The sequence below is a fragment of the Streptomyces sp. NPDC097640 genome (genome assembly GCF_040302705.1).
GTDB lineage: Bacteria > Actinomycetota > Actinomycetes > Streptomycetales > Streptomycetaceae > Streptomyces.
The window spans coordinates 203,388-225,271 of record NZ_JBEOSB010000008.1 but is presented as its reverse complement, the minus strand read 5'-3'; the positions used below and the strand labels follow the sequence as shown (position 1 = coordinate 225,271).

The following is a 21,884-nucleotide window of genomic DNA, read 5'->3' as shown; positions in this document are numbered from 1 at the left end:
GCCGAAGCCTCCTTCGTGGTTCTCTTCAGTAACTACGATCGGATCCTGACCCGCCCGCAAATCGGCCACAAGAAGGCACTTTGATGTCACCCACGCACACCGGTGTAACCCCTGGGCCCGCCGAACTCAGCCCCTGCGGCCAGAAGGACCACCCCGACTGCGGCATCCGGGACGTACTGGACCGGGTCGGCGACAAGTGGTCGGTCCTCGTCATCGTCGAGCTCGCCGGCGGGCCCCGGCGCTTCCGAGAACTGCAACGCGCGATCGAGGGCATCTCCCAGCGCATGCTGACCCTCACGGTGCGCAGACTGGAGCGCGACGGGCTCGTCCTCCGCACCGTGTACCCCACGGTCCCGGCCCAGGTCGACTACCGCCTCACCGAAACCGGCGCGAGCCTCACCCACCTGGTCAAGGCGCTTGCCGAGTGGTCCCTGGCCCACCGATCCGTCATCGCCGAAGCCCGAAGCGAGTACGACCGCATCCACCCCGATCACGACATGCGTTAACCAAGATCGGCGGCCCGGTGCCACAGCTCGATACTGTTCGGCCACCACCCCACCCGACTCGACAAGGCGTAACCATGTCCGCAGAACTGCGTCTCACCGTCCTTGGCTGTGCCACGCCGTACCCGACTGTCGACAACCCCTGCTCCGGCTACCTCGTATCCAGTGGCGGCACCCGCATATGGGTGGACGCGGGCACCGGGACGCTGTCCCCGCTGCAACGTCATGTCCGGCTCGACGAGCTGGACGCGATCTGGATCTCACATCTGCACGCCGACCACAGCGCTGACCTGCTCACCGCCTACTACGGCGCGCTCTTCGCGGACATCCAGCTCGCCGCGCCCATCCCCCTGTACGGCCCGCCGGGTATCGCCGACCGGCTCGCGCACTTCCTCACCAACACAGCCGAGCGCAGCCCGGTCGAGTCCGCCTTCGCCGTCGACGAACTGCACGACGGACACCAGGTGCGCGTCGGCGCGCTCACCCTCACCAGCCGCGCGGTGGCACACGGCATCCCGGCCTTCGCCCTACGTGCCGAGGCCGACGGCAGGTCGCTGGTCTACTCCGGGGACACCGCCCCGTGCCCCAGCCTCACCAGCCTGGCCGAGGGGTGCGATGTGCTGCTGTGCGAGGCCGAGAGCGCGGAGCGGCCGAGCTCGGGGGAACAGGTCCACCACACCCCCGAAGACACGGGCGACACCGCCCGTGCGGCCGGAGCGGGACGGTTGATCGTCACGCATGTCGGCCGCTTCCTCACCCCGCAGCAGGCAGTGACCCGGGCCTCGGCCCGTTTCACCGGCCCCGTCGACTACGCCGCACCCGGCGCCACGTTTGTGGTCGGCTGACTCGCTTGTTCGCCGCCGCGGGTCGCCCCAGTTCGCTTTGCCGTGCCTATGCGCCGTCTCGCGGCATTCGGCTCAGGCGGGTGCGGGTTTCGTCTCGGACCCTCCGGGTCCAAAGCGCCAGCAGGAGGGGGGAAGGGGGGCGGCCGGGCCCGGTGTCCCGATTCCTGGGCCCGGCGGGCGGCTGGGCTCAAAGCAGGCTCCGCTGCGCTCCGCCGCAGCTGCTGCCGCGCGGTGGCCGACCGATCAGCCCAACGGTGCGCTGGGCCGAAAGTGTGGGAGCGTGACGAACGGGCCAGCGTCGTTGGACGGCATGGTCCGATTGCCGCGTGCGAGCATCGTCTCGCGCCTTCGGCGCACAGCGGCCAGCAACGGGAAAGGGTAGGGGCGGGCCGGAGGCATCGTCGCCGTCCAGCCCAACGGGTCCTCACCGGCCGACGGGCGGCGGCCAGCGGGACGGCGGATGATCCCCAAGAGCGGTGGAGGCCAGTCCGGTTAGGGCCTCCACCCGCCTGCTCTCAAAAAAACACTTGATCCGCATCAAGTACTGCATCAAACGTTTTTCTGAGAGCAGGTGGGGGGAGCCGATCCCGTCCCCCGGTGCCCGACCGTCCGTCGCGCTCCCAAGCTCCAGCCCAGCGCACCGTTGGACCGACAGGTCGGCCACCGCGCGGCAGCAGCTGCGGCGGAGCGCAGCGGAGCCTGTCCTGAGCCCAGCCGCCCGCCGGGCCCAGGAATCGGGGCACCGGGCCCGGCCGCCCCCCTTCCCCCCTCCTGCTGGCGCTTTGGACCCGGAGGGTCCGAGACGAAACCCGCACCCGCCTGAGCCGAATGCCGCGAGACGGCGCATAGGCGCAAGCGCAGCGCTCAAGCCGCGATGTCGAAGGCATCGCAGGGCGTCGGCGCGAGTTCGAACCACAGCAGCTTGCCGCTGATCCCGAATAGCTCGTCGGCGAGGGCGTAGCCGCCCCAGTTGTCCGCGCAGATCCGCACGATGAGCAGCCCCCGCCCGTACGTGGCCTCGGTGTTCGCTGCGGCTTCGGCAAGGGCGGCCGAGCGGTCGAAGAGGGCCGGTGGCTTGTCGAAGGGCGGCGGGATATCGGGGTTGGTGTCCCAGATGCTGACGCGGAGACGGCCCTCTTCAACGGCCCGGATGCGCATCTCCGCCGGGCCGGTGGTGTGACGGTAGGCGTTCGTGACCATTTCGCTGGTCACCAGGGTTGCCGGGTCGGCGAGTTCGCCCAAGTCGTGGCGGGCGAGGACCGCCCGGAGGGTGGTGCGGGCGATGGCGGCGGCGCGGGGGTCGTGGGGCAGTCGGAGCGAGTACGACCAGGGGTTTTCGGGGTTTTCCGGGGTGTCCGGGGCTACGGTGGGCACGGAAGTCTCCCGTCTGGAGGTGAAGTTGACTGTGTCCGGGCTCACACCGTAGCCCCTGCCGGTTAAGGTATTCACCGTTGCCCGAAAAGGACTTCAGATTCCACTCGTGTGAGTGACACACCTGTTGCAGGTGAGTAGAGAGAATCGGCAGATGCCCATGAGAAGTCTTCCCACTGCACGTCAACTGCGCCTCGGCACTGAACTACGCAGACTTCGTGAGCGTGCCGGAATGTCGTCGACCGAGGCCGGGCGCCTGCTCGGCACCAACCAGACGACGATCAGCAACATCGAGGCCAGCCGGTTGGGTGTGAGCGCGGATCGCTTGCGCGCGCTGGCACGCAACTACCGCTGCGCGGACGACGCACTGATCACGGCACTCATCGACATGGCGGCGGAGCGGAAGCGAGGATGGTGGGAGGAGTACCGGGAGACCCTGCATGCCGGATTGCTCGACCTGGCCGAGCTGGAGCACCACGCCGTAGCGCTGCGCACGGCCTACGTCGCACACATGCCGGGCCTGCTGCAGACCATCGATCACGCCCGTGAGATCTTCCGGCAGGCCGTACCGCCGCTCTCTCCACCGGACGTAGAGCACCATGTCTCGCATCGGGTCAAACGGCAGGCGGTTCTGTATCGGGACAAGCCCACCCCGTATACGGCGATCGTCCACGAGGCCGCACTGCGGATGCGCTTCGGTGGACCGGAAACCGCGCGCGGGCAGTTGCAGCACATCCTCGAGATGAGCGAACACGCCCACATCGAGGTGCTGGTGATTCCCTTCGAGGCCGGGTCCTTCCCCGGCTCGGGACAGTCGATCCTCTACGCAGTCGGTCCCGTCCCACAGCTGGACACCGTGCAGTTCGATACGGAGCATGGCTCCGAACTGCTCGATGCTCCCGCCCAACTGGAGGGGTACCGCGTCGTGTTGGACCGTATGGAGGCGGTCGCCCTCACGGAGCGCAAGTCGCGTGACCTCATCCAGACCATCATCCGCACCCTGAAGGGGGAATGAAATGTCCGTCCACGATTGGCAGAAGTCCTCGTACAGCGCCCAGGGCAACGCCTGCCTCTACATCTCCTCGACCGACAACGCCACCATCCGACTCCGCGAGAGCGACGACCCCGACACCATCCTCACCACCACCCCCACCACCCTGCGCGCCCTCATACGCAGCGCCAAGGCGGGTCACCTCGACCACCTCGGCAAGGCGTAAGGCGCGTCACACCGCCACCGGAACACCGAGCTCGGCGAGCAGGCCACGGATGCGCCGCTCGATCCCGTCCCGGATCGGGCGGACGGCTTCGACGCCCTGACCGGCGGGGTCGTCGAGCGACCAGTCCAGGTACCGCTTGCCGGGGAAGTACGGGCAGGCGTCCCCGCAGCCCATCGTGATCACCACGTCGGACGACTGCACCGCCTCCACCGTGAGGACCTTCGGCGTCTCGGCGGAGATGTCAATACCGACCTCGCGCATGGCTTCCACAACGGCCGGGTTCACCGCGTCGGCGGGAGCGGAACCGGCCGAGCGGACCTGGACGCGGCCCGCGGCGAGGTGAGTGGGTGAGGAAGGCGGCGGCCATCTGGGACCGGCCCGCGTTGTGCACACAGACGAACAGCACGGAGGGAACGGCAGGAGTACTCATCAGCTCAGGGCGCTTTCTTCAGCGGGGCGGGAAACCACGACGGCCTCGGGGGCCGGGGCCGGGCGACCGAAGGTGACGGCGACCAGCCCCAGACCGAGCACGCCGCCGCACAGCTGCGCGGCGAGGAACGGGGCGACGGAAGCGGGGGCGATGCCGGCGAAGGTGTCGGTGAACGCCCGCCCGATGGTCACCGCCGGGATGGCGAAGCTGGTGGACGAGGTGAACCAGTACGCCGAGCCGATGTAAGCGGCGACCGCTGCCGGAGCCAGGTGCGCCCGGCCGACGCGGGCCAGGCCGAAGACGAGCCAGATCAGCCCGGCGGTGGCCACCGCTTCGGCCAGCCACAGGTGTCCGGCGAATCGGTCGTGGGCGGACCACTTCACCAGCGGCCGACCGAACATCGCATCCGCGAGCACCGAGCCGCCGACCGCCCCGGCGGTCTGGGCGGCCAGGTACGCGGCCAGCTCCCGCAGGCTCAGGCCGTCGCGGGTCCGGCGGCCGGTCCACCAGGCGGCGAGGGAGACCACCGGGTTGAAGTGCGCCCCGGACACCGGCCCCAGTAGCACGATCAGCACGCCGAGGCCGAAGACCGTGGCCAGGGAGTTGGCCAGTAGCTGCACGCCGACGTCGCGGGTCAGCTCGGTGGCCTGGATGCCGGAGCCGACCACCACCGCGACCAGCGTCGCCGTACCGACCGCCTCGGCGCCCACGCGCCGCGGCAGCGGCACCGCGGCAGCGGCACCGCGGCGCTCACGCCCCGGCCTCGGCGGGCACGGCCCCGGCCGCCACGGGCACGGCCCCGGCCTGGAGCAGGGCGGACAGCTTCGCCAGGGCCGCGGGGAGCACCCAGTAGTACACCCATGTCCCACGCCGCTCCGAGCCGACCAGACCGGCCTCGCGCAGCACCTTCAGGTGGTGGGAGATCGTCGGCTGGGAGACGTCGAAGGGGCCGGTGAGGTCGCATACGCACGCCTCGCCGCCCTCGTACGAGGCGATCAGCGACAGCAGCCGCAGCCGGACCGGGTCGGACAGCGCCTTGAACATCCGCGCCAGCTCGGCCGCGGCCTCCTCGCCCAGCGGCTCGCGGACCATCGGCGCGCAGCACGCCGAGTCCTGGTCGAGCAGCGGCAGACCAGCTTGCTTTGGCATATATCTATATTGACAGCCATCTAATCGGGCGGGCAACCTCGACTGCATCGACCCCGGGCGCGTCGCAGGGGCAGGTCCAGGGAGGCGACATGGAACGGGCGTGGCTCTTCGGTGGCACCGCCGCCACGGGCGGAGCGGTCACAGCCTCAGCGCGGCGGGCCGAGCAGCACTTGCCCGTAGCGGTTGGCGGCTTCGGCCAGCTTCTCGGGCTGGATGGTGAAGTCATCCGGCCGGGGCGTGCTGATGTCGCGGCCGGCTTGCCTGAACATTCCCTCGATGCCCCCGGGTGTGGCGATCATCAGGAGGTCGGCTGTGTCCGAGGTGATGCGGTAGCCGTGAGGGATGTTCCTGGGCAGGTAGACGATGCCGCCTTCGGACAGCTCCATCTGCTCCTCGCCGAGCCACAGCAACGCTGCGCCCTTGATGAGCATGAGGATCTCATCCTCACGGGTGTGCATGTGGAAGGGGGGTGCCTCACCCTTGTTGACCGCGAACCGCCCCACGGTGAGTTGGCCGTTCGTGGCCTGGCTGTCGAGGAGGACGGAGAACGTGCCGCCGTCCAGCCATTCAAGTGTCTGCTGCTGGTCGGGTTGGGCCAGGTACGCCATGGTCATGGTGTGGTTCCTTCTTGACTCGGCCACCTCGGGTGGCGGTTTGGTGATGTGCGACCGGTGGCTGCGATCGACTAGGCCAGGAATGACGAGATTGCGGTGAGGAGGGCTTCGGGGCGTTCGTCGGGGATGTAGTGCCCGCTGTCGGCGATCACGGCCTCTGTGAGGCGGGGTGCGACGGAGCGCAGGCTGTCCGCCAGGTGGCTCCCAACGCTGTGTTCACCCCCGACGGCCAGTACTGGCATGGTGAGGACGCCGCCGGCCTCACCCCAGGCACGGTTGGCCCGGCCGTCGCCGAGCAGGGTCCGGTAGTGCTCGAAGCCGCCCCGCAAGGTGTCCGGGTCGCGCAGGGATGCGGCGATGCGGTCGATCTCCTCCGGTGGGAAGGCCCCAGGGGCGGTGGTCATACGCGGGAACCACCAGCGCAGGAAGGCTTGTTCGTTGCCCTGGAACAGCAGCTCCGGCGCCTCGGGGGTCATGAAGAGCCCGAAGTGGAAGTAACCGCCTGCCGCCGGGTTCATGATCTCCTCCAGCCCGTACCCGGGGACGGCCAAGTCCATCAGGGCCAGCCTGTGAACCTGCTCGGGGTACAGGCGGGCGTAGGAGAAGGCGACCATGCCGCCGATGTCGTGCCCGACCATGCGTACCGGCCCGTGCAACCCCAGGTCCTGGAGCAGCTGGTGCACGTCGCGTGCCTGGTCGTCCTTGGCGTAACCGGTCTCCGCGAACGCCGAACCGCCCGTACCGCGCAGGTCGGGAGCCAGGACGGTGTACCCCAGGTCGGCAAGGGGCCGCAGAAGGTGCCGCCATGCCCGCCAGGTCTGCGGCCAGCCGTGCAGCAGTACGACGGGCCGGCCTGTGCCGCCCATCACGCTGTGCATAAGCGTGCCGTTCACCTCCCGCATGACGTGTGTGAATCCCTCGGGGAGGTCTTCGTCGAGGGGCTGCCCGGCTTGCCCGTGGCGCGCTACCGGGTCCGGAGGCTGCGGAGTGGTTCTGGTCACTGTTGTCTCCAATGGGTTCCTGTGCCGCCGGCGCCGGGAGACGCGGCGGATGGTGCGGTGGGACACGCGGCGCTGGGCAAGGTTCGGCGCGGGTGGCTCTCGGTTGGGCGCCTCGTCGAAGCCCGCCTACCGGCTTGGCAGTCCTCAGCGGCCGACATCAGGCACCGAGCCGGTCCAGCTCCCTGTTCAGGTCATCGATGGTGTTGAGGCTGATGGATTCGTCCCGGACGGACGGGTTGAGGGCCACGGCCACGGCCGCCTCACCGACCTGGTCGGCGGTGAGCCACGAGGGAGAACCCGCCGGACGGCTGCGGTTGATGATCGGTCCGAGCACGAGGTCGTTGACCCGGCGCTGCCCGCCCAGTTCAACGCTGAGAACCTGGCGCATCATCAGCAAAGCGGCGCCGTGCATGCTGACGATGCCGGCTCGCGGGTAGGGCTCGCGCGCCGAAAAGCCGGTGACGAGAGTGAAGCTGCCCGCCTCGTGGAGCCGAGGCACGAAGGCTCGCGCCACAGCCACGTGCGACGTCGTGGTCTCGACGAAGTACTTTTCCCACTCGCCTTCGCTGGTCTGCCACAGTGCCTTGCCCATCCACCATCCGCCGATGGCGGGGACGACATGGTCCACTCGACCATGCTCGGCGATGACACTTTCAGCGAGCTCTGTCGCCTCGGAGAACGTGCCGTATGCGGCGGTCGTCCCGCTCAGCCGCTTGGCGAGATCGGGGCCCACCAGCTCAGTGAGGGTCTCCAGACGCTTCTGGCTGCGGCTGGGCACGACTACGGTCGCGCCTGCTGTGAGAAAGGCGCGGACGATTCCCTCACCGACGTTGCCCGTGCCCCCCGGTACGACGGCTACCTGGCCCTCGAGCGGCAGGGTGTTGCGCATGCTGGACGAATTCCCAGCGTTCATGGTTGCACTTCCTTCATTTGCGATCCCGTGACAGTGCAGCGATCGACGTTGCGCCGACTTGGCCGTCGTCGCCGCCGACGACGCCATGGAGGCGTGACAGCGGCCCTGCAGCTCCCGCGATATCACCAGGTTACTTTTTAAAACCAGGTATCGCAAGATGTGGGAGTGGCCTACACTCGGAGGCATGCCCGAGACGCGCCTGCCGCTACATGCCTGCTCCTATACCGAGGAGGTCTTCCGCCTGCTCGGCAAACGTTGGGTCGGACTGCTGATCGACCTGCTGCTGCAGCGACCCGCACGCTTCAGCGAGCTGGCCGACGCCGTTCCGGGGCTGTCGAAGAAGGTGCTCAGCGACCGCATGTCGGAACTTCAGCGCGCAGGGCTGGTGGAGCGCGAGGTCGACCCCGGCCCGCCGGTGGCCGTCACCTACCGGTTGACTGAGCACGGTCAGGGGTTGGGGCCCGCGATGGACTCCCTGCGGGTGTGGGCGGGTGCGCCCGTCGACGAGGACGGGCGTCCGGTTCCGTATGCGGCCGTTGCACATGAGTTGGAAGCGGACTGACGAACCCCAAGGCTGCCGCTGTCGTGCCGTTACACCGGCCCGAGACACCGGAACGAAAACCGGCGCTGAGCCCTCGGCGCGCCAGAGAGCACTGCTTCCTCACCCCGCAGCAAGCAGTGACCCGGGCCTCGGCCCGATTCGACGGCCCCGTCGACTACGCCGCATCCGGTACCGCCTTCACGGTCGGTTGAGTCTCCGTGCTGGAGGCCGGGCCTACGATTCGTGCGGTGTAACGACCGTCTGGGGGTATGGCTGCGATACCGGGCGCCGCAGAGGGTCCGGCTACTGGGACGGAGAACCCCGCCCCAGAACGTCGACGAGCTGTGACGCCTCGTCGAAGAAGACCTGAGACTGCGCCAAGCGGAGTTGCCCGGCAGCTGCCGGGCCGCGTGCGACCAGATCAGTCGCGGTCTCGACATCCCCTCAGGGGACACCGCCACCGCACTGGCCTCCGTGCGGCGCGCCCTCGCCTGTCAGATCCAGCGTGACCGGCTCCGGGGCGATACCTCCACGACGTGAGCCACCAGCCCGGGGGGGTCGGCCGCTCGTACTGCCGGAATCCTGCGTCGAACGCCGCATCCACCTGAGGGAGGGCACGTACGACTGGAGCCAGATCGGGGGGGGGTGGCCACTGCCTGGCCCGTGCGCCGACGATGACTTTGCCTTCTCTTTACAACCCGCCCCACCGCCCCCTCGTCTCTCCGCTCGATCAGTAACTCAGCCCGCCGCGTACCCGTACCGGCCGGGCGGACCGACGAGAGAGAGCGATCCCATGCGCCGAACCGTCCTCAGTGCCGTGGCACTCGCGGCCACCGCCGTACTGGCCAGCACGGTGCCCGCGTTCGCCGACGAGGCGACCCCGGTCCCGAGCAAGACCCCGGCCACCAGCGTGCCGTCCCCCCGCGAGGAGCCGACCAAGACCCGGGAAACCCCCGCGCCCGCCACCGCAGTCCCGACTCCCCGCGACGAATCGCGCCAGAAGCCGGCCGAGCCCCAGGTCCGTGCGGTGCCGAAGGGCGCGCCGAACACCGGAGTGGCGGAGGAGTCCTCGGATTCCGGGGTCGGCGCCGGGCTGATCGGCGGCGGCGCCGCCGGGGTGCTCGTCGCGGGTGGCGCGGCGGTGTTCGTCGTACGTCGCCGGCGGGCGACCGGGGCATGACCCTGGTCTCCAGGCGCGCGTTCGCCACTGCGGCGATGGCCTCGCTGCTCGTGGGGTGCGGCGGCGGTCACCAGGCCGAACAGGCCGCGCAGGACGGGCAGGCCACGCAGGACGCGCAGGGCGCGCGGACCGGCGGGCGCTCCGGGAGCGCGCCGCCGCCTTCCTCGAACCCCGTGAAGGCGGGGCGCGCCCTGGCGCGTTCGGCCCCGGTCAGGCTGCGGATCCCCGCCATCGGGGTGGACACCCCGGTCATGCGGCTGGGGTTGGCGCCGGACGGCACCGTGCAGGTGCCCCCCGTCACGGCGCACGACCGGGCGGGCTGGTACCGGGACTCGCCGACACCGGGGCAGCTCGGCCCGTCGGTCATCCTCGGCCATGTCACGGTCGGGGCGTACGGGGACGGCGTCTTCCGTCACCTCGCGCGGCTGCGCCGGGGGGACAGGATCGAGGCGCGCCTGGAGAACGGCACCGCGGCGGTGTTCGCCGTCAGCAGCGTACGGACGGTCGCCAAGGCGGACTTCCCGGCGGACGACGTCTACGGGAACGTGGACCGCCCGGAGCTGCGGCTGATCACATGTGGTGGCCCTCGTAGCGGCAGCGTGTACCGCGACAACGTGATCGTCTTCGCCGCTCTGAGCCCCACCAGCCCCTGACCCACCCCCCACCGGATCCCGGGCCCGCGGAACGTACGCCGCCGGGCCCGGGGTCCTCCCCTACGAGTGCCATCACGGCCATGGAGAGCGTTGAAACGGTCCCGTGACAAGGCGGCGTCCGAGCTGTTCGCCGCCTTCTACCCGCGCCTCGCCGGCTGGTGCCGCAGGCTCGTCGACGACGACGAGACGGCGCACGAGATCGCCTCGGAGGCGTTCACCCGGCTCTGGGCCCGGTGGACCTCCGTGGAGGAACCCCGCGGCTTCCTCTATGTCACCGCGGCAAACCTCGTCCGGGATCACTGGCGCAAGCTGGAGCGCGAGCGCAAGGCACTGCGCCGGGTCACCGCCGAAGCCGCCGTCCGCCCCCACGCCGAACAGGGCGACCCGTCGGTGCGGCTGCTCGTGCAGTCGCTGCCGGAACGGCTGCGTGTCCCGATCCTGCTGCACTACTACGCTGACATGCCGGTCCGGGACGTGTCCGTACTGACCGGGCGCAAGGAAGGAACCGTCAAGGCCGACCTCCACGCGGCCCGCGAACTGCTCCGCGCCCACCTGAGGAGAAGCCTTGACCACACGCCTTGACGACGGCCCGGAGTTCGAACCCGACGACCCTCTCGCGGTGATCCTCCGGCCCGCCTCCGACCGCCTCGCGCCGCCCCCCGGCCGTTACGAGGCGATCCGCCGCACCGCGACCCGCCGTCGGGTGCTCCGCACGGCGGCCGGGGTCGGCGTGTCCTGTGCCGTCGCGGCCCTGGTCGCGCTGCCGCTCCACCTGGCGACGCGCGAGTCGCCCGCGTCCCCGCCGGTCCCCCTGGCCCCGCCGGCGAGCGGCCGTACCGCGACCCCGGCCCCGTCGGCGACCCCCACCCCGTCGTCGTCGCCCGAGCACGTCAGCCCGCGTCCCACGCAACGGCCCCAGAGCAACATCCCCGACGCCCCCGGCACGACCGCCACTCCGAGCGGCCGGGCCGACCCCACCCGCGTACCGGTGCGGCCGACCACGCCACTGGACGAGCCGACGAAGCGCCGGACCTCCACCCCCGCCGAACCGGAGCCCCGGTCGTAGGCGGCGCTTCCGTCCTCAGCCCAGGAACGCCGCGGTGGCCGCGGTGAACCGGTCCGCGTCGTCGAGCCAGGGATAGTGCCCCGCCCCCGGCTGCACGACGAGCGTGGCGTCGGGGAACAGCCCCGCGAACTCGGCCGCCGACTCGGGAGGGCTGTTCAGGTCGTACTCACCGGCGAGCAGCAGGACGGGAGCCTCGCAGGCCGCGAGCGCCGCGCGAGTGGCCTCCGGGTCGAAGGCGCCCTCGGCGCCGAAGAGGGCGACGGCCTCCTTGTTGCTCGGCCGGGCGGCCGCATGATGCTTCCGCGCCGCGGCATCCCACCGGCCCCAGAAGAACGGGGCGATGGCGTCCCCATCGCCGCCCCTGCCCTCGGTGATCGCCTCCAGGGCCGCGAACGCCGCCGGGAACCACGGCTCGTCCTTCCGCAGCCGCGCGAGCTCGCGCCGCGTCTCCCCGGTGATCTCTATGCCGACGGCTCGGGTGCTGGGGCCGATCAGGGCGAGCCTGCCGAGGCGCTTCGGGTGCCGGGCCGCGTATTGCGCCGCGATGTTCACGCCCGCGGAGTGCGCGAGCACGTCCATCCTGGCGAGCCCGAGGTGGGCGCGCAGCGCCTCGACGTCGTCGACCAGTCGGTCGCAGCGGTACGAGGAGACGTCCTCGGGGATCGCGGACCGGCCGGTGCCGCGAAGGTCCGGAACGATCAGCCGGCGGTGCGCGGACAGGCCGCCGAGATCGCCGAGGTAGCTGGAGTCCGTGGGACCCCCGGGGATGCAGACGACCGGGTCGCCGTCTCCGTGTACGCGGTAGGCGAGTTCGGTTCCGTCAGGTGCGGAGAAGGTGGGCATGGGTCGCACCCTGCCACGCCATAACCCGGTTATACAACCCGGTTATGGCCTGGCTGCTCCTGGGTGTATAACCGTGTTGTGGCAGGTGAGGAGAGCACAGACCGGATCCCCGACGCGCTGACCGAGGAACAGGCCGAGCGGATGCTCGCCGCCATGAACGAGGTCATCCGCGCGGGCGAGGAGATGCGGAAGCTGCGCGCCGAGATGATCAAAGTGCTGGCCGGCTTCGGCTGGACCCAGGACAGAATCGCCCGGCTCACCGACATGAGCCAGCCCGCCGTGTCCAAGCAGGTCGCGAAGTACAAGGCGGGCGACCCGCCGCCCCCGGTGACGCTCACCCTGGACCAGCGCGACATCCCATGGCTCGAAGGACGCCTGTGGGGCCTCGCCGAGGAGATCTCCGAGACCTTCTACGACACCGCCCGCTGCACCCGCTACGTGAACGCCATCGCCCGGGGCAAGAAGCGCTTCACGCCCGAGAACGTCGACGAGCTGAGGCGCCTGGTCGAAGAGGATCTGCTGACGCATCAGGCGGAGCTGCCCGGCGGCTATCGGGCCGCGTACGACGAGATCAGCCGCGCCCTCGACCTCCCCTCGGGGGCCACCACCACCGCATCGGCCTCCGTACGCCGCGCCCTCGCCCACCAGATCCAGCGCGACCGGCTCCGGGACGGCGCCTGAGGCCGTGCGGCACACTGCCTGGTATGGACATCATGATCAGGCGGGCGCGGGACGAGGAGCTCGACGAAATCGGCGAGTTCACGGCGCGGGCGTACCTCGCGGACGGGCTGCTGGAATTCGATGAAAGCGGCTGGTATCAGGGCGAGCTGCGCGACGTCCGGCGGCGGGCCGAGCAGGCGGAGGTCCTGGTCGCGGCCGACGCGGCGAGCGACGAGGTGCTGGGGGCGGTGGCCTTCACCTGGCACGGCGGGGCGTACACGGATCTGGCCCGCCCGGGCGAGGGGGAGTTCCGGATGCTGGCCGTGCGGCCGGAGGCACGGCGGCGGGGAGCGGCGGAGGCGCTGGTGCGGGCGTGCCTGGAGCGGGGGCGGGAGCTGGGCCTCGAACGGATCGTGATCTGTAGCCAGCAGAAGATGACCACCGCGCACCGGCTCTACGGGCGGCTGGGGTTCGTACGGGCCCCGGAGCGGGACTGGCAGCCGATACCGGGGATCACGCTGTGGGCGTTCACGGTGGAGGTGTGAGGGATCACGTTCCCGGCTGGTCGGGGAGTCGGGCCCCGCTGCTCACACAGCGGGACCGAAACCCAAGATCCACCTGGATCTGCTAGTTGTTCTCGCACTTCCTGGTGTCCTTGTTGATGTCGATAATCTCGTTGATGTGCCCGAATTTGTACTTTCCTTGGGTCATTCCCTGGAAAGTGACGCACTTGTACATGGGCGTCGACCCGTCGTTGTAGAACACGAAGGCAGCGGTGATGCGCGTGCCCCCCAGGCAGTGGTTGTTGTAGTACACCGTGGTGGTCGTCCAGCCGGTCTTCCACGAGAAGTTGACCCGGGCGTTGGACTCATTGCACTTGATGCTGTCCTTCCCCGACTTCGGCGGGGCGGCCTGTGCCGCCGATGCGGTCGAGGCGGGCGCCGCGAATGCCGGTGCGGACATCAGGCCGAAAGTGAGGCCGACAGCGGCAAGGCCGGCTCCGGCGGATATGAGAGTGCGCATCAATTCCCCCAAGGGTGGTCGCACATCACTACACGAGTGATCGTTCCAGGGCGGTCGCGATCACTAAAGGCTCCCGCCCCGGCGTGCGTCAACCCTCAGGCTCAGTTGGTGTTGTCGGCGTGGGTCAGGGTCTCCCAGGCCACGAAGAGGCTGTTCGTGCCGGCGGGGCGCTGTTGCTCGGTGAGCTTCTGGGTGTTGTCCATGGGGTAGCCGAGGCGGTTGTGCATGGCGTTGAACCCGACCTCGGTGACCGGGCCCAGGCCGCGCTTGACCGTCCCGCCGCAGAGCCAGGACGGCACGGCCGTGCCGAGCTCGTACTTGGACTGGAAGCCCAGGGCCTGGCGCAGGCGTTCGCCGACCTTCGGGTAGAGGTCCTCGCCCTGGATGCGCGAGGTCTCCGCGACATGCGAGATCGCGGAGATGCCGTAGCCGGTGTGGGTGAAGTCGCGGCAGGTCTCCTGGGTCAGGCCGGTCACGAACGTGGACTGGCCCTGCCAGTAATTGACGATCTTGTCCTTGGTGTCCAGCCCGCTGCCCGGCACGGTCTTGGGCAGGGCGCCGTCGGTGTCGAGGTAGACGTACGCCTGGGTGCGGTTCAGATAGCGGGCGACCGCCTTGTCGTAGCTCGCGCGGTCGTCCAGGAAGACGGAGATGCCGACGGCGGCCTCCATCATGGACAGCTCCCAGTTGCCGTTGCTGTTGGAGCCGTTGATCACCTTGGGCAGATAGACGTTGCGCAGCATGGTCGCGAAGCGGTTGACGTTCGGCCAGCCGGTGTAGGTGTAGCGGATGATCTCCGCTGCGCGGGGCCACACGGATCCGGCCCAGCCGGTCTGTAGGGGCGCGTTGCTGTTGGTGTGGTCCTTGATCGTGGCCGACCAGGCGTCCATGATCTCGATCGCCTTCTTCGCGTAGCGGTCGTCGCGGGTGACGTACCAGGCCAGCGCGTGGGTGTACGCGGCGATGGCGTCCTGCCGCTCGTCGGTGCACCCGTAGTTGGGGTCGGAGTACGGGCCGCACTCCACCACCGCGCGCGGCTTCGGCGCGTACGACAGCGAGCCGTACTTGCTCGCCATCATCTCGTCGTACGCGCCCTTCCACGGCGCCGCGCCCGACTGCACCTTGCCCCGGATGAAGTCGAGCTGGGAGCTGCCGACGAGAACGCCGGGGTGGGTGAACGCGGCGGGCGCGGCGATCGCGCTTCCGGAGCGCGGCTCGGGCTCCGACTTGGCGGCCTGGGCCTGGGCCGGGCCGACGAGGGCACCGGCCAGGCAGGCGGCGGACAGGGCGGCGGCGGTGAGCGCGGGAATCCTTCGCCGGCGGAGGGTTCGCGGGTGGGGGCTTCGCGGGTGGGTCGGGCGCTGAGCGGTCTCGCGCATGAGGGTTCTCCTCTCGGCGGCAGATGCCGGGGCATCTGTCTGTGGACCCGAACCCCAGTCACATACATGACAAGTGGGGGCGGAGGAGAAGCTAGGTATAGACCAAGCCCCCGTCAAGGGGGCTGACCTGACTCCGTTCAGGCACGCGTAAGGGAATTCCGAGTGCCTGCCGGACTACGCCGGCCAGCCGCGTTCGCGCAGGGCGGCGGTGAAGGCCGCGTACGACTCGTCGAGCGCGGCGCGCTCGGTCTCGTCCGGGTCGATGTCCCGGCCCGTACGGACCATCGCGGCGGCGCTCGCGGCCAGGTCGGGGTGGAGGGTGCCGGAGGCGGCGAGGAGCGCGGCGCCGAAGGCGGTTTCGGCGTGGTCGGCGACGCGCAGGGGCATGCCGAGGGCGGTGGCGCGGACGCGGGTCCACAGGGCGCTGCGGCTGCCGCCGCCCGCAGCCCACAGCGGCCCCTCGACGGGTACGCCCAGCTCCCGTACGCGCTCGATGGCGAGGCGTTCCAGGAAGGCGACGCCCTCCAGTTCGGCGCGGTGGCGGTCGGCCTCGTCGGCCGGGGTGCCGAGGACGAAGCCGCGGGCCTCGCCGCTGACGAACGGGAAGCGCTCGCCCTCGCGGCGCAGGGGGTACGTCACCACGGAGGCGGGGCCGCGGGCGGCCGCGGCGCGGTCGAGGGCGGGGAGGCGGTCGGCGGGGACGTGCGCGAGGGCCTCGCCGCCGGTGTTGGAGGCGCCGCCCGGCAGCCACCAGCCGTCGGGGTGGCGGTGGCTGTAGAGCGCGCCGGTCGGGTCGAGGACCAGCTCGCGGGTGACGCCCTTGAGGACGTACGTGGTGCCGAGGACGCCCACGAACTGGCCGGGCCGGACGGCCCCGGTGGCGATCTGCCCGGCGCAGCCGTCCGTCATCCCCAGGCGGACGGAGCAGCCGACCGGCAGCCCGGTCTCGTGCGCCGCGGCCACGCACACCGTGCCCACCTCGGTGGCGGGCGGCTGCACGGGCGGCAGCCACCCGGGAGGTACGCCGAGCGCGTCCAGGACCTCGGCGGGCCACTCGCGGAGGCGCGCGTCGTAGCCGGTCTTGAGGGCGTGGCTCCAGTCGGTGGCCACCGGGCCTCCGGTGAGCCGCCAGCCGATCAGGTCGGGGGTGTGGAGGAGCTTGCCGTCGCCGCCCTCCTCCTCCGCCGCCAGCCAGGCGATGCGGCCCAGGGCCGCCGTCGGGCCGACCGAGAGGCCGAGGGCCTGCCAGCGCGGGGCGCCGACGCGCTGGGCGCGGGCGTTGAGTTCGGCCGCGCGGCGGTCGTCGTACATCAGGGCCGGACCGACCGGCTCGCCCGCGCCGTCGGCCAGGACGACCGTGCCCGAGGTCGCGGACGTGGCGACCGCCACCACCTCCCGGCCGCCCGCCGGGAGCGCCGCGGTCGCCTGCCGCAGCACGGCGGCGACGGCGGGCCACCAGGCCCGCGCGTCCTGCTCGCTGCGCCCGCCCGCGCCGCGCCGGGGCGGCGGCAGCGGCTCGCGCGCCTCCGCGCGGATCCGGCCCTGCGCGTCGACGCACACCACGCGGACCGCCGCCGTGGCGATGTCGATGCCCGCCACGACCTCCGGGGAGGGCGACGTTGTGCTCATAGCGGTCGGCTCCTTCGATGCGCAGCGCGGCCGTACAACCGCGGCCGTACAACGGTGGGCCTTGGGGGCTCCCCGGCGCGCCCAAGGCCCACCAGCCTCATGGGTGAAGTGAAGTTAACACGGAAGACGTTAAGAGCGCGCCCCCGCCACCCTCACATCCGTGCGCTCCCGCAGCTCCACCAGCAGCGCCGCGTCCACTCCGCCGTCCACCACCAGGTGGTCGAACTCGTCCACCGGGCAGAGGCGGTGCAGGGCTGTGCGCCTGGTCTTCGACGCGTCCATAAGGAGCACTTTTCGGCTTCCGGCCGCGAGCATCGCCCGCTTCACCAGCACCACGTCCTGCTCCTGGTGGTAGGTGGTGTGCGCGTCCACCGCCGAGGTGGAGACCAGCACCATGTCCACCGACAGCGCCTCGATCGCCGCCACACAGGGCACGCCGAGGAAGGAGTCGTGGGTGTGCGAGTACTCCCCACCCAGGCCGATCAGCCGGGTCTGCTCCACCCCCGCGAACACCTCCACCACGCGCCGGGCGTTGGTCACCACGGTCAGCGGGGCGGCGTCGACGAGGAGCCGGGCCAGGGCGAGGGCGGTCGTGGAGTCGTCCAGCATGATCGACATGCCGGGCTCGACCAGCTCCGCGGCGGCCGCGGCCACCGCCTCCTTCTCGGCCCGGTTCACGCCCATCCGGTAGTCCAGGCTGGACTCGAAGACCGACGACGGCAGCGCCGAGACCCCGCCCCGGAACTTGCGCACCACCCCGAGCCTGGCCAGCTCGTCCAGGTCCCGGTGCACGGTCATGAGGCTGACGCCGGTCAGCTCGGCGAGCGCGGCCGCGGTGGCGGTGGAGTGCTCCAGCACGTACTCGGTGATGGTCTGTCTGCGTGCGGCCTGGGAGCGGGGCGGGACGTCGGACGCGCCGGTCGTGGTCATGGGGCGGATTCTCCCCCACGGCCGGTGGACGCGTCCCCGGCGGGCGCGGCCCCCGCGGCCGCCGCGCTCGTCGCCACCGCGCCCGTCGGTACGTTCAGCGACCGCAGCGCCGTCCGCTCGCCCGCCACCTCGATCTCGCTCACCGCCGCGTTGTCCAGCCGCGGGAAGACCTGCCGGTAGCGGCCGACCGGGATGCCCAGCAGCGCGCACAGCGCCATCCGCAGCAGGGAGTTGTGCGCCACGACGAGCACCGTACGACCCTGGTGCGCGGCGGCCAGCCCGCGCAGGGCGGACGCGGCGCGGGCCGCCGCGGCGCCCGGGGGCTCGGCGCCGGGGAAGGCGCCCGCTTCCGCGTCCGCCCGGAAGGCCCGTACGGCCGCCGGGTCCTCCGCCTCCATCTCGGCGATGGTGCGGCCCTCGCCCCAGCCGAAGTCGACCTCGCGCAGGTCCTCGACGACCTCGGGGACGAGCCCGAGCGCGTCCGCGGCCGGGCGCGCGGTCAGCCGGGCGCGGCTCAGCGGGGAGCAGGCCACCACGTTTACTTCGCGCCCCTTCACCCAATGGGCGAGCGCTTCCGCCTGCCGGAATCCCCGTTCCGTCAGGGCCACGTCCGAGATCCCGGCATACCGGTTCTCGGCGTGCCACACCGTCTCTCCATGGCGGACGAGCAGTAGGCGAGCCGTCACAGGATGTTCCTCCCCTCGGCCCGCACGACGCGCGGGCCATTGCTTTGTCACGTCAACGATGTTAAATCTAGCGTCGCCTCTGTGATGGAACGCCGAAGAAAGGCCACCCATGCGCGTCCTCGCCGCCGGAGACCACTTCGTACGCCCCGACCTCATCATCGCCGCGCTCCGCGACGAGCCGGGGCTCGAAGGCGTCGACGTCGATGTCGCCGAGCTGACGCTGCCGTGGCCGCACGAGCCCTTCGGCCCGGTGGGCGGCCCGGCGAGCCGGGTGATCGAGGCCAGCGGCACCGAGGAGCAGCTGATCGAGGCGCTGGCCGGGGCCGAGGTGTGCGTGACGCAGATGGCGCCGTTCACCGCCGAGGTCTTCGCCGCCCGCCCCGAGCTGCGCATGGTCGCGGTCTCCCGCGGCGGCCCGGTCAACGTCGACCTGCCGGCCGCCACCCGCGCCGGCGTCGCCGTCAGCTTCGCGCCCGGCCGCAACGCCACCGCCGCCGCCGAGTTCGCGGTCGGCATGATGCTCGCCGCGATGCGCCGCATCCCGACGGCGGACGCCGAGCTGCGCGCGGGCCGCTGGCGCGGGGACTTCTACGCGTACGAGGAGGGCGGCATCGAGCTGGACGGCGCGACCGTCGGCCTGGTCGGCTACGGGGCCATCGGCCGGATCGTCGCCCGCGTGCTGCGCGCGTTCGGCGCCCGGGTGCTGATCGCCGACCCGTACACCGACCCCGAGACCGCCCGCGCGGACGGCGTCGAGCCGGTCGAGCTGGACGAACTCCTCGCCCGCTCCTCCGTGGTCAGCCTGCACGCCCGGCTCACCCCCGAGACCCAGGGGCTCATCGACGCCGACCGGATCGCCCGGATGCGGCCCGGCGCGGTGCTGGTGAACACCGCGCGCGGCGGCCTGCTGGACTACGCCCCGCTGCCCGAGGCGCTGCGCTCCGGCCGGCTCGGCGCCCTCGCCCTCGACGTGTACGACCTCGAACCGCCGCCCGCCGACTGGCCGCTGCACTCCGCGCCCAACGTCGTCACCACCCCGCACCTCGCCGGCGCCACCCGGCAGACCGCGCACCGCGCGGCCGCCATCACCGCCGCCGAGGTCGGCCGCTACGCCCGCGGCGAAAAGCTCGCCCACCCCGCGAACCACCCCACGAGCTAGGCGGTGTCCGGCGGACAGGCCCAGCCCGGCCCCCGCCCAACAGCCCCGCACAAACCCGCGCAGTCGACGCCCCCAAGGAGGGCCCACGTCATGAGCATCGTCCTCGGAGTCGACGTCGGCACCTCCGTCACCAAGGCCGTGGCCTTCGGCCGGGACGGCAGGTCCCTGGCGGCCGCCAGCCGTCCCAGCCGGCTCGACCGCCTGCCCGGCGGGCGGGTGGAGCAGGACCTGGAGGACGTGCTGCGCACGGTCGCCGAGGTGGTCCGCGAGGTGACCGCCGCCCTGGCCGCGAAGGGCCGCGAGGCCCCCGTGGCGCTCGCGCTCACCGGGCAGGGCGACGGGCTGTGGCTGCGCGACGCGGCGGGCCGCGCCGTGCGCCCGCCGATCTCCTGGATGGACGGCCGGGCGAACGACACCGTGGCCCGCTGGGGCGAGGACGGCACCATCCGCGACCTCTACCGGCTCACCGGCTCCGGGGTGTTCCCCGGCTGCCACGCGCCGCTGCTGCGCTGGCTGGCCGACCACGAGCCGCAGGCCCTGGCGCGCGCGGAGGTCGCGGGCTACTGCGTGGACGCGGTGGCCCAGCGGCTCACCGGCGTCATCGGCGTGGACGCCTCGGACGCGTCCATGCCCTTCCTGGACGTGACCACACGCACATACGTCCCCGATGCCCTGGAAGCGTGCGGAATCGCCGAATACGCCCGGCTGTTGCCGACGCCCGCCGCGCCCGGCACCGTCCTGCGGCTCGACGACGCGGGCGCGGAGCTGCTCGGGCTGCCGGCCGGACTGCCCGTCACGGCGGGCCCGTACGACCTCCCGGCCTGCGCGATCGGCAGCGGCGTGACGGAGGTGGGCGACGGGCTGCTGATCGTGGGCACCACGCTCGCCAGCCAGGTCCTCACCGACAGCGCGCGGATCGACCCGGCGGCCGACCCGGCGGGCATGTGGCTGTGCACGCCCGACCGGGACCGCTGGCTGCGCGGCATGCCCGCCATGGTGGGCACGGCGGCCCTGGAGTGGGTCCTGGAGTTCACCGGGGCGACCACCGCGGACCTGGAGACGCTGCTCGCCGACAGCCCGCCGGGGGCGCGCGGGGTGACCGCGCTGCCCTTCCTGTCGGACGCGGGCGAGCGCGCCCCGTTCGTGGAGCCCGCCGCGCGGGGCCGGTTGGACGGCCTGACCCTCGCCACGACCCGCGCGGACGCCGTCCGGGCCGCCTGCGAGGCCGTGGCGTACGCCGCACGCCACTGCCTGGAGGCCGCGGGGCTGAGTGCGACGCTCGCGGCCTGCGGGGGCGGTACCCGGTCCGCCGCCTGGACCCAGCTGTTCGCGGACGTCCTGGGGCGGCCGGTGCGGATCCCGGACGAGCCCGAGGTGGGGGCGCGCGGCGCGGTCGCGGTCGCCTGGCGCGCGTTGGGCGACCCGGTGGACGCGGCACAATGGCGAGCCGATTCGCGTACTGTCGTACCCGACGCGGAGCGCGCCGAGGCATACGAGCGCGGCTACGCGGACTACCGGGCCAGGCTGGCCCGTACCCTCGCGGAGTGGCGGGCAACGGCGCCCGCTTAAAAGCGACCCGGCGCCGCGCCGGGCCCGGCGCAGGCCCTTGCCGGGCCCCTGCCGGGCTCGCGCCCGACCGTCCGTGCCGGACCCGCACCAGGGCCGCGCCGGGGCCGTACCGGCCCCCTGCCGGCCTCTGCCGGGCCGCCTCGGGGCATGCCCCAGGGCCCGCGTCAGGCCCGTCCCGGGCCTGCGTCAGGCCCGTGCCAAGTGCGCGCCAAGACCGCGCCAAGTCCGGCACTGAATAGCACATTCGTACGAAACACTCCACCTCGCGACACAACATGTGGGGGCGCGTGCGCTCGCCACCACAAGATGTATGCTCATGCTCGCTGTCGCCGCAGGGGAATCCGGTGCGAATCCGGAACTGTCCCGCAACGGTGTACGCGTACGCTTTTGCGTACCCGCGAGTCCGAGGACCTGCCGACAGCCGTCTCATACGTCCGGGCCCCGCGGGTTGGGCCGATGGACGCTGTGCGGTATGCCCTTGGCGGTTTCGGCATGCCCGCACGCGCCCATCGCGTACCACCCG

Annotated in this window: 25 protein-coding genes, 1 pseudogene and 1 riboswitch; of the genes and pseudogenes, 13 read left to right on the top strand and 13 right to left on the bottom strand. The window is 71.6% G+C overall.

Going from position 1 to position 21,884, the window contains the following annotated elements:
* The first annotated feature begins 83 nt into the window (after nt 1–83).
* Nucleotides 84–506, top strand: a complete 423-nt coding sequence (locus ABTY62_RS14895; protein WP_352129798.1) for a winged helix-turn-helix transcriptional regulator — start codon at nt 84–86, stop codon at nt 504–506.
* Between the two features lie 74 nt (nt 507–580).
* Nucleotides 581–1,348: an MBL fold metallo-hydrolase gene (locus tag ABTY62_RS14890; protein ID WP_352129797.1), complete on the top strand. Its 768-nt coding sequence runs from the start codon at nt 581–583 to the stop codon at nt 1,346–1,348.
* 864 nt (nt 1,349–2,212) lie between these two features.
* On the opposite strand, the gene ABTY62_RS14885 is transcribed toward ABTY62_RS14890, so the two are convergent.
* Nucleotides 2,213–2,722, bottom strand: a complete 510-nt coding sequence (locus tag ABTY62_RS14885; protein WP_352129796.1) for an ATP-binding protein — start codon at nt 2,720–2,722, stop codon at nt 2,213–2,215.
* A 151-nt stretch (nt 2,723–2,873) separates the two neighbouring features.
* Between ABTY62_RS14885 and ABTY62_RS14880 the strand changes: the two genes are divergently transcribed.
* A complete protein-coding gene (locus ABTY62_RS14880; protein WP_502997464.1) occupies nt 2,874–3,734 on the top strand; it encodes a helix-turn-helix domain-containing protein in 861 nt (286 codons plus the stop codon).
* Nucleotide 3,735: 1 nt separating this feature from the next.
* Nucleotides 3,736–3,936, top strand: a complete 201-nt coding sequence (locus ABTY62_RS14875) for a DUF397 domain-containing protein (protein ID WP_352129795.1) — start codon at nt 3,736–3,738, stop codon at nt 3,934–3,936.
* A gap of 6 nt (nt 3,937–3,942) precedes the next feature.
* On the opposite strand, the pseudogene ABTY62_RS14870 reads toward ABTY62_RS14875, so the two are convergent.
* From ABTY62_RS14870 to ABTY62_RS14845, 6 genes and pseudogenes are all read right to left on the bottom strand, one after another.
* Nucleotides 3,943–4,366, bottom strand: a pseudogene (locus ABTY62_RS14870) (arsenate reductase ArsC).
* Entirely contained in the window at nt 4,366–5,235 is an 870-nt protein-coding gene (locus ABTY62_RS14865; protein ID WP_502997463.1) for an aquaporin, read from the bottom strand. Before ABTY62_RS14865 ends, ABTY62_RS14870 begins: the two are co-directional and overlap by 1 nt.
* On the bottom strand, nt 5,117–5,515 hold the full coding sequence (locus tag ABTY62_RS14860) for an ArsR/SmtB family transcription factor (protein WP_352129793.1): 399 nt from the start codon (nt 5,513–5,515) through the stop codon (nt 5,117–5,119). The genes ABTY62_RS14865 and ABTY62_RS14860 overlap by 119 nt, the downstream gene beginning before the upstream one ends.
* A gap of 146 nt (nt 5,516–5,661) precedes the next feature.
* Nucleotides 5,662–6,129, bottom strand: a complete 468-nt coding sequence (locus ABTY62_RS14855) for a cupin domain-containing protein (protein WP_352129792.1) — start codon at nt 6,127–6,129, stop codon at nt 5,662–5,664.
* A gap of 71 nt (nt 6,130–6,200) precedes the next feature.
* Nucleotides 6,201–7,031, bottom strand: a complete 831-nt coding sequence (locus ABTY62_RS14850) for an alpha/beta fold hydrolase (protein ID WP_352129791.1) — start codon at nt 7,029–7,031, stop codon at nt 6,201–6,203.
* Between the two features lie 256 nt (nt 7,032–7,287).
* Nucleotides 7,288–8,019, bottom strand: coding sequence for an SDR family NAD(P)-dependent oxidoreductase (locus ABTY62_RS14845; protein ID WP_352129790.1), 732 nt, complete (start codon nt 8,017–8,019; stop codon nt 7,288–7,290).
* Nucleotides 8,020–8,227: 208 nt separating this feature from the next.
* On the opposite strand from ABTY62_RS14845, the gene ABTY62_RS14840 reads away from it, so the two are divergent.
* The 5 genes from ABTY62_RS14840 (at nt 8,228) to ABTY62_RS14820 (ending at nt 11,483) form a co-directional block, all read left to right on the top strand.
* The gene (locus ABTY62_RS14840; RefSeq protein ID WP_352129789.1) at nt 8,228–8,605 is read left to right on the top strand and encodes a winged helix-turn-helix transcriptional regulator; all 378 of its coding nucleotides are present in this window, start codon (nt 8,228–8,230) and stop codon (nt 8,603–8,605) included.
* Nucleotides 8,606–9,377: 772 nt separating this feature from the next.
* Nucleotides 9,378–9,764, top strand: coding sequence for a sortase-dependent protein (locus ABTY62_RS14835; protein ID WP_352129788.1), 387 nt, complete (start codon nt 9,378–9,380; stop codon nt 9,762–9,764).
* A complete protein-coding gene (locus tag ABTY62_RS14830) occupies nt 9,761–10,417 on the top strand; it encodes a class F sortase (protein WP_352129787.1) in 657 nt (218 codons plus the stop codon). Before ABTY62_RS14835 ends, ABTY62_RS14830 begins: the two co-directional genes overlap by 4 nt.
* A gap of 90 nt (nt 10,418–10,507) precedes the next feature.
* Nucleotides 10,508–10,999, top strand: a complete 492-nt coding sequence (locus ABTY62_RS14825; protein ID WP_352129786.1) for an RNA polymerase sigma factor — start codon at nt 10,508–10,510, stop codon at nt 10,997–10,999.
* The gene (locus tag ABTY62_RS14820) at nt 10,983–11,483 is read left to right on the top strand and encodes a hypothetical protein (RefSeq protein WP_352129785.1); all 501 of its coding nucleotides are present in this window, start codon (nt 10,983–10,985) and stop codon (nt 11,481–11,483) included. Before ABTY62_RS14825 ends, ABTY62_RS14820 begins: the two co-directional genes overlap by 17 nt.
* A gap of 15 nt (nt 11,484–11,498) precedes the next feature.
* Here the strand turns inward: ABTY62_RS14820 and ABTY62_RS14815 are convergent, their stop codons facing one another.
* Complete coding sequence (locus tag ABTY62_RS14815; protein WP_352129784.1) at nt 11,499–12,326, bottom strand: alpha/beta fold hydrolase; 828 nt, start codon at nt 12,324–12,326, stop codon at nt 11,499–11,501.
* A 78-nt stretch (nt 12,327–12,404) separates the two neighbouring features.
* On the opposite strand from ABTY62_RS14815, the gene ABTY62_RS14810 reads away from it, so the two are divergent.
* Nucleotides 12,405–13,007 (top strand): sigma-70 family RNA polymerase sigma factor, encoded by a 603-nt coding sequence (locus ABTY62_RS14810; protein WP_352129783.1) that lies wholly within the window; start codon nt 12,405–12,407, stop codon nt 13,005–13,007.
* A gap of 23 nt (nt 13,008–13,030) precedes the next feature.
* Complete coding sequence (locus tag ABTY62_RS14805; RefSeq protein WP_352129782.1) at nt 13,031–13,531, top strand: GNAT family N-acetyltransferase; 501 nt, start codon at nt 13,031–13,033, stop codon at nt 13,529–13,531.
* An 82-nt stretch (nt 13,532–13,613) separates the two neighbouring features.
* Here the strand turns inward: ABTY62_RS14805 and ABTY62_RS14800 are convergent, their stop codons facing one another.
* From ABTY62_RS14800 to ABTY62_RS14780, 5 genes are all read right to left on the bottom strand, one after another.
* A complete protein-coding gene (locus ABTY62_RS14800) occupies nt 13,614–14,009 on the bottom strand; it encodes a hypothetical protein (protein ID WP_352129781.1) in 396 nt (131 codons plus the stop codon).
* 101 nt (nt 14,010–14,110) lie between these two features.
* Nucleotides 14,111–15,388: an alginate lyase family protein gene (locus ABTY62_RS14795; RefSeq protein WP_352129780.1), complete on the bottom strand. Its 1,278-nt coding sequence runs from the start codon at nt 15,386–15,388 to the stop codon at nt 14,111–14,113.
* Between the two features lie 174 nt (nt 15,389–15,562).
* On the bottom strand, nt 15,563–17,017 hold the full coding sequence (locus ABTY62_RS14790; protein WP_352129779.1) for an FGGY-family carbohydrate kinase: 1,455 nt from the start codon (nt 17,015–17,017) through the stop codon (nt 15,563–15,565).
* 129 nt (nt 17,018–17,146) lie between these two features.
* Nucleotides 17,147–17,947: a DeoR/GlpR family DNA-binding transcription regulator gene (locus ABTY62_RS14785; protein WP_352129778.1), complete on the bottom strand. Its 801-nt coding sequence runs from the start codon at nt 17,945–17,947 to the stop codon at nt 17,147–17,149.
* On the bottom strand, nt 17,944–18,633 hold the full coding sequence (locus ABTY62_RS14780) for a histidine phosphatase family protein (protein WP_352129777.1): 690 nt from the start codon (nt 18,631–18,633) through the stop codon (nt 17,944–17,946). Before ABTY62_RS14780 ends, ABTY62_RS14785 begins: the two co-directional genes overlap by 4 nt.
* 109 nt (nt 18,634–18,742) lie before the next feature.
* Between ABTY62_RS14780 and ABTY62_RS14775 the strand changes: the two genes are divergently transcribed.
* On the top strand, nt 18,743–19,792 hold the full coding sequence (locus ABTY62_RS14775) for a 2-hydroxyacid dehydrogenase (RefSeq protein ID WP_352129776.1): 1,050 nt from the start codon (nt 18,743–18,745) through the stop codon (nt 19,790–19,792).
* Between the two features lie 90 nt (nt 19,793–19,882).
* Entirely contained in the window at nt 19,883–21,361 is a 1,479-nt protein-coding gene (locus ABTY62_RS14770; protein WP_352129775.1) for an FGGY family carbohydrate kinase, read from the top strand.
* 310 nt (nt 21,362–21,671) lie between these two features.
* A riboswitch (cobalamin riboswitch) is annotated at nt 21,672–21,794 on the top strand.
* The last annotated feature ends 90 nt before the right edge of the window (nt 21,795–21,884 follow it).

Coding starts and splice junctions, on each gene's coding strand:
- ABTY62_RS14815 (WP_352129784.1), bottom strand. CDS start 12,326: ATGCCCACCTTCTCCGCACCTGACGGAACCGAACTCGCCTACCGCGTA.
- ABTY62_RS14835 (WP_352129788.1), top strand. CDS start 9,378: ATGCGCCGAACCGTCCTCAGTGCCGTGGCACTCGCGGCCACCGCCGTA.
- ABTY62_RS14890 (WP_352129797.1), top strand. CDS start 581: ATGTCCGCAGAACTGCGTCTCACCGTCCTTGGCTGTGCCACGCCGTAC.
- ABTY62_RS14790 (WP_352129779.1), bottom strand. CDS start 17,017: ATGAGCACAACGTCGCCCTCCCCGGAGGTCGTGGCGGGCATCGACATC.
- ABTY62_RS14860 (WP_352129793.1), bottom strand. CDS start 5,515: ATGCCAAAGCAAGCTGGTCTGCCGCTGCTCGACCAGGACTCGGCGTGC.
- ABTY62_RS14785 (WP_352129778.1), bottom strand. CDS start 17,947: ATGACCACGACCGGCGCGTCCGACGTCCCGCCCCGCTCCCAGGCCGCA.
- ABTY62_RS14855 (WP_352129792.1), bottom strand. CDS start 6,129: ATGACCATGGCGTACCTGGCCCAACCCGACCAGCAGCAGACACTTGAA.
- ABTY62_RS14775 (WP_352129776.1), top strand. CDS start 18,743: ATGCGCGTCCTCGCCGCCGGAGACCACTTCGTACGCCCCGACCTCATC.
- ABTY62_RS14840 (WP_352129789.1), top strand. CDS start 8,228: ATGCCCGAGACGCGCCTGCCGCTACATGCCTGCTCCTATACCGAGGAG.
- ABTY62_RS14770 (WP_352129775.1), top strand. CDS start 19,883: ATGAGCATCGTCCTCGGAGTCGACGTCGGCACCTCCGTCACCAAGGCC.
- ABTY62_RS14850 (WP_352129791.1), bottom strand. CDS start 7,031: ATGCGGGAGGTGAACGGCACGCTTATGCACAGCGTGATGGGCGGCACA.
- ABTY62_RS14845 (WP_352129790.1), bottom strand. CDS start 8,019: ATGCGCAACACCCTGCCGCTCGAGGGCCAGGTAGCCGTCGTACCGGGG.
- ABTY62_RS14875 (WP_352129795.1), top strand. CDS start 3,736: ATGTCCGTCCACGATTGGCAGAAGTCCTCGTACAGCGCCCAGGGCAAC.
- ABTY62_RS14830 (WP_352129787.1), top strand. CDS start 9,761: ATGACCCTGGTCTCCAGGCGCGCGTTCGCCACTGCGGCGATGGCCTCG.
- ABTY62_RS14895 (WP_352129798.1), top strand. CDS start 84: ATGTCACCCACGCACACCGGTGTAACCCCTGGGCCCGCCGAACTCAGC.
- ABTY62_RS14805 (WP_352129782.1), top strand. CDS start 13,031: ATGGACATCATGATCAGGCGGGCGCGGGACGAGGAGCTCGACGAAATC.
- ABTY62_RS14880 (WP_502997464.1), top strand. CDS start 2,874: ATGCCCATGAGAAGTCTTCCCACTGCACGTCAACTGCGCCTCGGCACT.
- ABTY62_RS14800 (WP_352129781.1), bottom strand. CDS start 14,009: ATGCGCACTCTCATATCCGCCGGAGCCGGCCTTGCCGCTGTCGGCCTC.
- ABTY62_RS14795 (WP_352129780.1), bottom strand. CDS start 15,388: ATGCGCGAGACCGCTCAGCGCCCGACCCACCCGCGAAGCCCCCACCCG.